Raw genomic sequence first — 11,081 nt, 5'->3', positions numbered from 1 at the left:
GGCGCTGCGTTCGCTCGCGCCTGCACCACATCACACCGAATAAAGAACACGGAGCCTCACATCATGGCCATCGTTGACGTCCAAGTTCCCCAGTTTTCCGAATCCGTTTCCGAGGGCACGCTGCTGACCTGGAAGAAGAAGCCCGGCGAAGCCGTCACCGTCGACGAGACCCTCGTCGAGATCGAGACCGACAAGGTCGTGCTGGAAGTGCCGGCACCCGCTGCCGGCGTGCTGAGCGAGATCATCAAGGCCGACGGCTCCACCGTCGTCAGCCAGGAACTGCTGGCAAAGATCGACACCGAAGGCAAGGCCGGCGCAGCCGCGCCTGCGCCCGCGGCCGCCCCGGCCGCAGCGCCTGCCGCGACTTCCGCCGCTGCCGCCAGCAAGGGCGACGTGGCCATGCCCGCGGCCGCCAAGATCCTGGCCGAGAAGGGCTTGTCGGCTACCGACGTCGCCGGCTCCGGCAAGGACGGCCGTGTGACCAAGGGTGACGCCCTGGCCGCCGGCGCCAAGCCCGCTGCCGCGCCGCTGGTCGTGCCCGCGGCACCCGCCGTCGCCAAGCCGTTGCCGGCCGTGGCTGCGCCGCAGGCCCAGAACCTGGGCGACCGCCCCGAGCAGCGTGTGCCCATGACCCGCCTGCGCGCCCGCATCGCCGAGCGCCTGCTGCAGTCGCAGTCCACCAACGCCATCCTGACCACCTTCAACGAGGTCAACATGGCCCCGGTGATGGAGCTGCGCAAGAAGTTCCAGGACAGCTTCACGAAGGAGCATGGCACCAAGCTTGGCTTCATGAGCTTCTTCGTCAAGGCCGCGGTCCACGCGCTGAAGAAGTACCCGATCCTGAACGCGTCGGTCGACGGCAATGACATCGTCTATCACGGCTACTTCGACATCGGCATCGCCGTCGGTTCGCCGCGCGGCCTGGTGGTGCCCATCCTGCGCAATGCAGACCAGATGAGCTTCGCCGACATCGAGAAGAAGATCGCCGAGTACGGCAAGAAAGCGCAGGAAGGCAAGCTGGGCATCGACGAGATGAGCGGCGGCACCTTCTCCATCTCGAACGGCGGCACCTTCGGCTCCATGCTGTCCACGCCCATCATCAACCCGCCGCAATCGGCCATTCTGGGCGTGCACGCCACCAAGGATCGCGCGGTGGTGGAAAACGGCCAGATCGTCATCCGACCGATCAACTACCTGGCCATGTCCTATGACCACCGCATCATCGACGGCCGCGAAGCCGTGCTGGGTCTGGTGGCGATGAAGGACGCGCTGGAAGACCCGGCGCGTCTGCTGTTCGACATCTAAGTCGGATCAGCCGCATGTCGATGGCGGATGAGTTGGAACGTCTGCAGAAGCTGCATGCGAGCGGAGCCTTGAGCGACGACGAATATGTCAGCGCAAAGGCTCTCTTGCTCGAACGGCAACCTGCCAGCGCAGCCAGGCAATTCCGGCGCAGCCGCGAAGGTGCTTGGCTGGCTGGTGTTTGCGCAGGCCTGGGCCAATTCAGTGGCGTGCCGGCAATGGTCTGGCGCGCGGGCTTCCTACTCTTCTTGCCAGCGGCGGGCCTCAGCGTGTTGCTCTACACGTTGATGGCCTTCTTTGTACCTATCGAGAGCTGAAAGCAAAGTCGTCATGGCTGATCTCAAACAATTCGACGTCGTCGTCATCGGTGGCGGCCCCGGCGGCTACATCGCCGCCATCCGCGCGGCCCAACTGGGCTTCAACACCGCCTGCATCGACGAGTGGAAGAACGACAAGGGCGGCCCCGCCCCCGGCGGCACCTGCACCAACGTCGGCTGCATCCCGTCCAAGGCACTGCTGCAGTCCAGCGAGCACTTCGAGCACGCCAGGCTGCACTTCGCTGACCACGGCATCAGCACCGGTGACGTCAACATCGACGTCGCCAAGATGCTCGGCCGCAAGGACGTCGTCGTGAAGCAGAACAACGACGGCATCCTCTACCTGTTCAAGAAGAACAAGGTCACGTTCTTCCATGGTCGCGGCAGCTTCGTCGCCGCCAAGGACGGCGGCTACGAGCTGAAGGCCGGCGACGAGACCGTCACCGCCAAGCACGTTGTCGTCGCGACCGGCTCCAACGCCCGTGCGCTGCCGGGCCTGCCGTTCGACGAGGAGCTGGTGCTGTCCAACGACGGCGCACTGCGCATCCCGGCCACGCCGAAGAGGCTGGGCGTCATCGGCTCCGGCGTCATCGGCCTGGAACTGGGTTCGGTGTGGCGCCGCCTGGGCGCCGAGGTGGTCGTGCTGGAGGCTATGTCGGCCTTCCTGCCCGCGGTCGACGAGTCGGTCGCCAAGGAAGCTGCCAAGCTGTTCAAGAAGCAGGGCCTGAGCATCGAGCTGGGCGTCAAGATCGGCGAGGTCAAGACGAGCAAGAAGGGCGTGTCGGTGGCCTACACCGACGCCAAGGGAGCCGAGCAGAAGCTGGATGTCGACAAGCTCATCGTCTCCATCGGCCGCGTGCCCAATACCATTGGTCTGAATGCCGAGGCGGTGGGCCTGAAACTGGACGGCCGCGGTGCTATCGAGGTGGACGCCGACTGCAAGACCAGCCTGCCCAACGTCTGGGCCATCGGTGACGTCGTGCGCGGCCCCATGCTCGCGCACAAGGCCGAGGAAGAGGGCGTGGCGGTGGCTGAGCGCATCGCCGGCCAGCACGGCCATGTGGACTTCGACATCATCCCGTCGGTCATCTACACCAGCCCCGAGATTGCGCAGGTCGGCAAGACCGAGCAGCAGCTCAAGAGCGAAGGCAAGGCCTACAAGGCCGGCCAGTTCCCCTTTCTGGCCAACGGCCGCGCTCGTGCGCTGGGCGACACCTCGGGCTTCGTGAAGATCCTGGCCGACGCCGCGACCGACGAAATCCTGGGCGTGCACATCATCGGCCCGCAGGCCTCCGAGCTGATCGCCGAAGCCACGATGGCGATGGCGTTTAAGGCCTCGGCCGAAGACATCGCGCGGATCTGCCATGCCCACCCCTCGTTGTCGGAATCGACGAAGGAAGCGGCGCTGGCCGTCGACAAGCGCACGCTGAACTTCTGATTCAGCGGCGCGAACAAGAAGGGGCGGCCAGGCAGTCGCCCCTTTTTTTGCCATGACCTCAGTCACCGAGCTTTACCAGCAGACCCTCGCGGAGCGCGGCTTTACCGCCGACGCCGCTCAGCTGCGCGCCATCGAGGCCCTGCAGCGCTGCCAGGACGAGTGGGCCGCCTACAAGGCTCGCCGCAACAATGCGGTGACCAAGCTGCTGGTGCGACCGCCCATCCCGCGGGGCGTCTACATGTACGGCGGCGTGGGCCGGGGCAAGAGCTTCCTCATGGACTGCTTCTTCCAGGCCGTGCCGCTGACGCGCAAGACGCGGCTGCACTTCCACGAGTTCATGCGCGAGGTGCACCGCGAACTTCAGGAGCTCAAGGGCATCGCCGATCCGCTGGAGGAATTGGGCAAGCGCATCGCGCGGCGCTTCCGCCTGATCTGCTTCGATGAGTTCCACGTCGCGGACGTGACCGACGCCATGATCTTGCACCGGCTGCTGGACGCGCTGTTCCGCAATCGCGTCTCCATCGTCACGACGTCCAACTTCCATCCGGACGAGCTTTACCCCAACGGTTTGCACCGTGACCGCATCCTCCCGGCCATCGAGCTCTTGAAGGCCCATCTCGAGGTCATCAATGTCGACGCCGGCACCGACTACCGCCGTCGCACGCTGGAGGACATGAACCTGTACCTGACGCCGTTGAGCGAGACGACCGAGGCGGCGTTGACGCAGGCCTTTGAGTCCCTCGCCGAGGCCCAGGACGAGGACCGCAAGCTGATGATCGAGCACCGCGCGATTTACGCGCGCCGGCGAGCCGGCGGTGTCGTCTGGTTCGATTTCGCAACCCTTTGTGGCGGCCCGCGCTCGCAGAACGACTACCTGGAGCTGGCCAGCCAGTTCCACACTGTCATCCTGTCCGAAGTGCCGGAGATGCCCGTGCGCCTGGCGAGTGAGGCACGTCGCTTCACCTGGCTGGTGGACGTGCTCTACGACCGCCGCGTCAAGCTGATCATCTCGGCCGCCGTGCCGGCCGAGCAGCTTTACACGGAAGGTCCGCTGGCCCACGAGTTCCCTCGCACCGTGTCACGTTTGCAGGAGATGCGCTCGGCCGAATATCTGGCCCTCGCGCGCCGCGAGGTTGATACTTCGCTGACATGAAGTCGTCAGCTCTCATCCTGCTGCTCGTCGCGATGCCCGCCTGGGCCCAGCCGGCGACGCGTGCCGAGGTCTCCGCCCAGCGGGCTGCGATCGAGCAGCGCTTTGCGCGCGAGCAGGCCGAGTGCGAGCAGCGCTTCAGCGTGGCGGCCTGCCTGGATGACCTGCGCCAGCGCCGCCATGATGCGCTGGCGCCCCTGGTGCGGCGCGAGCACGAGCTGGCCGCCGAGGAGCGCCACCAGCGCGCCGAGGCCCAGGCGCAGCGGGTGCGCGAACGCGAACTTGCCGCGGCCCAGGACGAGGGGCAGCGCCGCGAGCGCGTTGTCCCGGCACATGCGTCATCCACACCCGCGTCCCAGCCGGTCCGGGCGCGCAGCCCCGAGCAGGTCGCGCAGGCCCGTCAGCAGGCGGAGCAGAAGGCCGACGCGGAATCCGCCAGGCGTCGCGAACGGGCGCGGGAGCGCGAACTGCGCCAGCAACAACGTCTGGCCACCCATGCGGCCAAGGAAAAGAACCGCACCAAGCCACTGGCTGCACCCTTGCCGCTGCCTGGCGCATCGGCTGCGTCCAAGCCGGACTGATGCTTTTCACGTCGCCCCAGCCGGTGGGGCCGGTGCCCTGGCGGCGCCTCAGTCGAGGTTCTCGAGCTTGACGATGGCGATGGACAGGTTGTCGCCACCCCCGCGTGCCCGCTGGCGCGCCTTGCTCACCAGAAGCTCGGCCGCCTCGCGCGGCGGCAGGCTGTAGAGCACGCTGCCCAGTTCCTGGGCAGTGAAGTAGTGCCACAAGCCGTCGCTGCAGCACATCAGCGTGTCGCCCACTTCCAGGCCTTCAAAGCGCTCCGAGGTGGATGACGGGTCCTGGACCGTGCCCAGGCAAGCCGTCAGCAGATTGCTCTGTGGATGCGAGCTGGCCTCGGCCTCGTTGAGCTGGCCCTCGTCGACGAGGCGTTGCACATAGGAGTGGTCCATCGAGCGCTTGACGAGGCGGGCACCGCGGAACCAGTAGATGCGAGAGTCGCCGGAGTGGATCCAGTACGCGCAGCGGTCGCCGGTGATGACGAAGCTGGCGATGGTGCTGTGCGGCTCCTCCTCGGCGGAGATAGCCGTCAGCTTGATCATCAGGTGCGCCTCGGCCGCAATCTGGCCGAGCAGCTCGGCCGGCGATTCGTCCTCGGGCGAGTAGCGTTCGAACAGCTGGTGCGCGGTCAGCACGACCTGGTCAGCCGCCTTGCGGCCGCCGCTCTTGCCCCCCATGCCGTCGGCCACGATGCCCATCATGCAGCCCGCGACACGCGGGTGGGCGATGACGGCCACCTGATCCTGCTGGTAGGTCCGGTCCCCGCGATGGGTGCCGGTGGCGGCGTTGAGTCGGAATCCGACGGCGGTGGGAGGCGGCATGCCGAAAACTATACTTGGCGGCGAGCTTTCGGCCCGTTGCAACCCGCCTCAGAAACCTTTCGGATGGATGAACAACTTCACTCGGCGTCGCGGCGGCTCATCGAGTTGCGTATGGAGCATGCCGACCTCGACGCGATGATCGATCGCCTCATCGAGGAGCCGCTGGTGGACGAACTGGCGCTGCAGCGGCTGAAGAAGCGCCGCCTCGCCCTGCGCGACATGATGGCCCGGCTGGAGGCCGCCAACGAGCCCGATGAACCCGCCTGATCTCGACGACTGGCTCGACGCCCTCGATCAGGCCACCCCTGCCGCCCCTCCTGCCGCCGACGAGCTCGAACAGGCCGTCGTCGCCGCCTTCGACGCCGACGGCCCCCTGGCGCGGCTGGACCCGGGCTACAAGCCGCGCGAGCCGCAGCTGCAGATGAGCCGCGCCGTGGCGCGGGCGCTGAGCCGCCGCGAAGCCCTGGTCGTCGAGGCCGGCACGGGCGTCGGCAAGACCTTCGCCTACCTTGTGCCGACGCTGCTGGCCGGCAGCCGGGCGCTGATCAGCACGGCCACCAAGAGCCTGCAGGACCAGCTTTTCCTGCGCGACCTGCCGCGACTGACGAAGACGCTGCAGATGCCGGTGCGCCTCGCACTGCTCAAGGGGCGCGGCAGCTATCTCTGCCTGCATCGCATGAAGGAGGCGCGCGTGTCCGGCGAGTTCCCGGACCGACGTACGGCGCTGTCGCTGGCCCGCATCGAGCGCTGGGCGCTGGGTACGGCAACCGGCGACTTCGCCGAGATTGACGGCCTGGACGAGCGCTCGCCCATCATTCCCATCGTCAGTTCCAGCCGCGAAAACTGCCTGGGCCAGGAGTGCCCGGACTGGAAGGCCTGCTACGTCGTCAAGGCCAGACGCGAGGCCATGGAGGCTGACGTCGTTGTCGTCAACCACCACCTCTTCTTTGCCGACGTGACGCTGCGCGACAGTGGCGTGGCCGAGCTGCTACCGAGCGTCGAGATCGCCATCTTTGACGAGGCCCACCAACTCGCCGAAGCCGGCGTGCAGTTCCTCGGCACGGTGCTGGGCACGGCGGCGCTGATCGACTTCGCACGCGACCTTCTGGCCCAGGGCCTGGCCCATGCGCGCGGTGTGCAGGACTGGCAGACCCTGCAGGCCGGCATCGAAAGAGCCGCGCGCGAGCTGCGTCTTGCCGCGGCCGGACCGCTGGCCACGGCGGGCCGCGAACTGCGCGGCACGCTCAAGCTGGGCTGGAAGGAGCGTGCCAGCCAGCCGGGCTTCGCGGCCGCGTTGGCCGGCATCGAAACGGCCTCGGCCGCCGCGCTGGAAGCGCTGACCGCCGTGCGCGAGGCGGCCCCCGACTTCGCCCGCCTGTGCGAGCGCGCCCAGGAACTGCGCGACCTAGCGAAGGCCTTCGCCGCCGAACCCGACCCGGGTGATGTGCGGTGGATCGACATCAGTCCGCATTCGGCGCGACTGGTCGAATCGCCGCTGGACATCCGCGATGCGATGCAGCAGCAGTTGGAAGGGCCACCAAAAGCCTGGGTGTTCACCTCCGCCACGCTGGGCGACGACGAAGGCCTGACCTGGTTCACGGAGCCCGCCGGCCTCACGGACGCCGAGGTGCTGCGCGTCGGCAGCCCCTTCGACTACCCGGCAAACGCGCGCCTCTACGTGCCGCGCGGCTTTCCCAAGCCCAGCGAACCCAGTCACCCGGCCAGCGTCGCGCTGCTGGCCTCGCGCATGGCGCGGGCGCTCGGCGGCCGCACTTTCGTGCTGACGACCACGTTGCGCAATCTGCAGACGGTGGCAGATGCGCTGCGCGAGCGCTTCGAGGAGGCCGGCGACGCCATCGCCGTGTTGCAACAGGGTGCCGCTCCGAAGCGTGTGTTGCTGCAGCGCTTCCTGGACAATCCGGCGGCAGTGCTCGTCGGCTCCGCCAGCTTCTGGGAGGGCATCGACGTGCCAGGCGACGCGCTGCAATGCGTGCTCATCGACAAGCTGCCCTTCCCGCCGCCCAACGACCCGCTCGTCGAGGCGCGCGTGCAGCGCCTGGAGGCCCAGGGGCGCAATGCGTTTTCAGAGTATTTCGTCGCCGAGGCGGCCATCGCGCTGAAGCAGGGCGCCGGACGGCTGATCCGCACCGAGACCGACCGCGGCCTGCTGGTGGTGTGCGACCCCCGCATGGCGGGCATGAACTACGGCCGCCGGCTGCGCGCGGCGCTGCCACCGATGACTGCTGTGGCGAACGAGGCCGAGGCGCTCGCTTGGTTGCAGCGCCTCAATGAAGAACGGGCCTGAAAGGCCCGTTAGCTTCGATTTACCAGAGCTGCCACCAGGGCTTGCGCTTGGCAACGTTGCCTGAGGCGTAGACGCTGTTGGGGAAGTTCTTGTCCAGCACGCGGCGGGCGTCGTCGCGCAGCTGCGCCAGGCCCAGCTTGTCGTAGCTCTCGCTCATGATGAACAGGCCTTCCTCGATGCCGGGCGCATGCTGGAATTCGGCCACGGCGCTCTGCGCGCGATTGGCTGCGGCGACATAGGCTTGGCGGTTGAAGTAGTAGCGCGCCACATGGATCTCGTAGGCCGCCAACGTGTTCGTGATGAAGTTGATGCGGGTCGTTGCCTCGGCCGAGTACCTGGATTCAGGGAATTGCTCGACGAGCTGGCGGAAGGCCAACAGGGCCTCGCGCGAAGCCTGTTGGTCGCGCTCGGCGACGTCCTGGTTGGCCAGGCGACCGAACAGACCCAGGTCCTCGTTGAAGTTGACGATGCCCTTCATGTAGAGGGCGTAGTCCATTGCCGGACTCGACGGGTTGAGCTTGATGAAGCGGTCCAGTGTCGTGATCGCCTGGGCGCGCTCGTTGCTCTTGTAGTAGGCCCACGCCACGTCCAGCGTGGCCTGCTGACCCATGGTCGTGCCGGCGGCGCGGCCCTCGATCTTCTCCAGCGACTTGATGGCGCGGTCGTAGCTGCCCGAGTTCAGGTCGTCCTTGGCGTCTGCATACAATTTGTCCAGCGCTGCCTGGGAGTTTGGATCCTCCTTGGCCGTGGAGCCGCAGCCGCTCATGCCAAGCGCGAACGCCATCAGGACGGCGCCGGCGACGATGCGGCCGGCCTTGAATTTCTCAACAAACATGTCTGGAGTCGACGGCAATGCTGCCGGCCGGTCACGGGGAACAATGGACGCGGAGTATAGGGTGGGGGGTCAAGAGGATTTCGAGCAGGAGACCGACGGGGACGCCGAGGTCGAGCGGCGCGGTGCCGAAGTCGATGCCGCTGGCCACGGCGATCGCCTGGACCGCTGGCTGACGGGTCTGGCGCCCGAGTTCTCCCGCAACCACCTGCAGTCCCTCATTGAACGCGGCTGTGTGACGGTGGACGGCCGGCCGCTGCTGAAAGCCGCGCACAAGCTGCGTGCCGGCCAGCGCGTCGAGGTCGAACTGCAACCCACCGACGAGAGTCGCGCCTTCCGTGCCGAGGCGATGGCGCTGGAATTCGTCTTCGAGGATGAGCACCTGGCCGTCATCAACAAGCCGGCCGGTCTGGTGGTGCATCCCGCGCCGGGCAACTGGTCGGGTACGCTGATGAACGGCCTTCTGGCCCACCATCCGGCCGCTGCCGCCCTGCCGCGCGCCGGCATCGTGCACCGGCTGGACAAGGACACCAGCGGGCTGATGGTGGTCGGCAAGACATTGGAGGCCGTGACTGCGCTGACGCGTCAGATCGCCGCGCGCGAGGTGCACCGCGAATATCTGGCCCTGGCCTGGGGCCGTGTCGAGGAGGCCTTCACCGTGGAGGTGGCGATGCGGCGCGACCCGGTCTCGCGCGTAAAGATGGCAGTTGCGCCCGCCAATCTGGGTAAGCCGGCGCGCACCGACATCTTCCCCCTGGGCGTCGGTGACGTGCAGGGCCGGGCGGTGAGTGCCGTGCACTGTGTGCTCCACACCGGCCGCACCCACCAGATCCGGGTGCACCTGACGCACCGCGGCCACCCGCTGTTGGCAGACGCGCTTTACGGCGGTGCGCCGGCTCTCGGCCTCGCCCGACAGGCCCTGCACGCGGCCCGCCTGGGCTTCACGCATCCGGTCACGCGTGAGGCCTTGACACTGCGTTCGCCTCTGCCTGCCGACATGGCCGCCGCCTGGGCCGAAATCGGGGCCGGCGACTTGCCGGGCTGACCGGCTACAATGCACTCCAGTTGGCGCGCCTGAGCGCCGTGCCCGGCGTCAAGAGACGATGTGGGAACGGCAGCCCGTCGCGGGATCGCAGTCCACCCGGAAGCCGCCAGCCCATCGCCGTGCACCCGGTCCTCTGGACCGATGCCGGACCCGCCCCAGCCATCTGACGAGCGCTTGATGAGCGTCCAGACCGGGGTCACAACGCCAGAGCTCTGCCCATTGAGGGTGCGAAGTTGAGTTCATGAATACCCAGGATGCCAAGCGCGTCCTAGAGACCGCGCTGATCTGTGCCTCGCAGCCGCTGACGCTGCGCGAGTTGCGCAGCCTGTTCGCCGACGAGCTCGGTGCCGATTCCGTGCGCAGCCTGCTCGACGAGCTGAGCCGCGACTGGGAAGGCAAGGGCGTCGAGCTGGTCGCGCTGGCCTCCGGCTGGCGCTTCCAGAGCCGACCTGAGCTGCGCGAATACCTCGACCGGCTGCACCCAGAGAAGCCGCCGCGCTATTCGCGCGCGGTGCTCGAGACGCTGGCCATCATTGCCTACCGCCAGCCGGTCACCCGCGGCGACATCGAGGACATCCGTGGTGTCGTCGTCGCCAGCCAGATCGTCAAGCAGCTGGAGGACCGCGGCTGGATCGAGGCCATCGGCCACCGCGAAACGCCCGGTCGTCCTGCGCTGTACGCGACGACCAAGGCCTTCCTCGATGACCTGGGCCTGGCCAGCCTGGAGCAATTACCGGCCCTGGAAGTCGGCAGCGAGCCGCCGGCCTTTGAAGCCTTGCAGGGCCAACTGCTGGAAGCCGCCGAAGAGGCGGAGCCTACAGACACGCCGGCCGAGGTAACGACGCCATCCGAGGCAGTGACGCCAGCCGAGGTAGCGACGCCAGCCGAAGAAGTGACGCCAGCCGAAGAAGTGACGCCAGCCGAGGCAGTGACGTCAGCCGAAGCAGCGACGTCAGCCGAAGCAGCCATATCGGTCAAAGCAGCAATGCCGGCCGATGCGCCCGCGCCGTCGCTGAGCCTGTTCGGCGCCGACGGTACGCCGGCGCTCCCCAATCCCGACCCCCAAGATCCGCCCCCCCAAACCCAGCCCGAATCCGCATGAACGACGCTGCCGATCAAGACAATTCCCTGCCTCCTGCCGCTGACGCCGAGGCGCCTGCCGCAGGAGGAGCCGCCCCGTGAGCAACAACAAGAAGATCAACCTGAAAGAGCTGGACATCAACAACATCGGTGGCTGGCCTCGCCAGGCACAGATGGGGTTCTGCGCAATCGTCGCCGTGATCATCATCCTG

At 67.4% G+C, this 11,081-nt stretch carries 11 protein-coding genes; 9 read left to right on the top strand and 2 right to left on the bottom strand.

The annotated features are described in order from the left end of the window. Positions 1-63 precede the first annotated feature (63 nt). The 5 genes from odhB to VGF12_RS21580 are packed head-to-tail and all read left to right on the top strand — an operon-like array spanning position 64 to position 4,788. Entirely contained in the window at positions 64-1,305 is a 1,242-nt protein-coding gene (gene odhB / locus VGF12_RS21600) for a 2-oxoglutarate dehydrogenase complex dihydrolipoyllysine-residue succinyltransferase (RefSeq protein ID WP_331178111.1), read from the top strand. 14 nt (positions 1,306-1,319) lie between these two features. Next, positions 1,320-1,619 (top strand): PspC domain-containing protein, encoded by a 300-nt coding sequence (locus VGF12_RS21595; RefSeq protein ID WP_331178110.1) that lies wholly within the window; start codon positions 1,320-1,322, stop codon positions 1,617-1,619. A 13-nt stretch (positions 1,620-1,632) separates the two neighbouring features. Then, a complete protein-coding gene (lpdA, locus tag VGF12_RS21590; protein WP_331178109.1) occupies positions 1,633-3,057 on the top strand; it encodes a dihydrolipoyl dehydrogenase in 1,425 nt (474 codons plus the stop codon). Positions 3,058-3,109: 52 nt separating this feature from the next. Beyond that, a complete protein-coding gene (gene zapE, locus VGF12_RS21585; protein ID WP_331178108.1) occupies positions 3,110-4,210 on the top strand; it encodes a cell division protein ZapE in 1,101 nt (366 codons plus the stop codon). Continuing rightward, positions 4,207-4,788, top strand: a complete 582-nt coding sequence (locus VGF12_RS21580; protein WP_331178107.1) for a hypothetical protein — start codon at positions 4,207-4,209, stop codon at positions 4,786-4,788. Before zapE ends, VGF12_RS21580 begins: the two co-directional genes overlap by 4 nt. Positions 4,789-4,836: 48 nt before the next feature. Here VGF12_RS21580 and VGF12_RS21575 read toward each other — a convergent pair whose 3' ends face one another. Beyond that, a complete protein-coding gene (locus tag VGF12_RS21575) occupies positions 4,837-5,607 on the bottom strand; it encodes a PP2C family serine/threonine-protein phosphatase (protein WP_331178106.1) in 771 nt (256 codons plus the stop codon). Between the two features lie 63 nt (positions 5,608-5,670). Here VGF12_RS21575 and VGF12_RS21570 point away from each other — a divergent pair, with 63 nt between their 5' ends. Beyond that, on the top strand, positions 5,671-5,874 hold the full coding sequence (locus tag VGF12_RS21570) for a YdcH family protein (protein WP_331178105.1): 204 nt from the start codon (positions 5,671-5,673) through the stop codon (positions 5,872-5,874). Continuing rightward, positions 5,861-7,912, top strand: coding sequence for an ATP-dependent DNA helicase (locus VGF12_RS21565; RefSeq protein ID WP_414710180.1), 2,052 nt, complete (start codon positions 5,861-5,863; stop codon positions 7,910-7,912). Before VGF12_RS21570 ends, VGF12_RS21565 begins: the two co-directional genes overlap by 14 nt. Positions 7,913-7,931: 19 nt before the next feature. Here VGF12_RS21565 and VGF12_RS21560 read toward each other — a convergent pair whose 3' ends face one another. Then, entirely contained in the window at positions 7,932-8,747 is an 816-nt protein-coding gene (locus VGF12_RS21560; protein WP_331178104.1) for an outer membrane protein assembly factor BamD, read from the bottom strand. Positions 8,748-8,790: 43 nt separating this feature from the next. On the opposite strand from VGF12_RS21560, the gene VGF12_RS21555 reads away from it, so the two are divergent. Then, positions 8,791-9,789, top strand: coding sequence for an RluA family pseudouridine synthase (locus VGF12_RS21555; RefSeq protein ID WP_414710179.1), 999 nt, complete (start codon positions 8,791-8,793; stop codon positions 9,787-9,789). Between the two features lie 241 nt (positions 9,790-10,030). After that, positions 10,031-10,891 carry an SMC-Scp complex subunit ScpB gene (gene scpB / locus VGF12_RS21550; protein WP_331178102.1) on the top strand — a complete coding sequence of 287 codons (861 nt, stop codon included), beginning with the start codon at positions 10,031-10,033 and terminating at the stop codon, positions 10,889-10,891. The last annotated feature ends 190 nt before the right edge of the window (positions 10,892-11,081 follow it).

The organism is Roseateles sp. (assembly GCF_036404855.1).
Classification (GTDB): Bacteria; Pseudomonadota; Gammaproteobacteria; order Burkholderiales; family Burkholderiaceae_C; genus Pelomonas.
The sequence above is the reverse complement of the archived record's forward strand: the minus strand, read 5'-3'. Positions and strand labels throughout refer to the sequence as shown.